Here is a 232-nt window from a genome sequence, read left to right on the forward strand (position 1 = left end):
ATCGGATGCGAATATTCGGATGATTGAACTTGAATTGCGCGAGAAGCTTGATGACGATTTGTGGTATGGTCGAAATTTTGTGGCCTCGATCCGGCTTAGGTGGGAGCAATTTTTTGGGCGTTCCATTTTTCTTAAGTTTACTGTTGTTTTTAAGCCATGTTTTAAGGGCAGGATCGGGCATATGGAACGAAAAAACAACAGGGTTAGTAACTTTCGCCGTGATCAATACCAG

1 pseudogene is annotated in these 232 nt (G+C 42.7%); it reads right to left on the minus strand.

Features of this window, described 5'->3' with window-relative positions:
* Nucleotides 1-232 (minus strand): annotated as a pseudogene (locus ACYQ11_RS22280) (IS701 family transposase); the annotation flags it as partial.

The sequence above is a fragment of the Desulfatiferula olefinivorans genome (assembly GCF_054657895.1).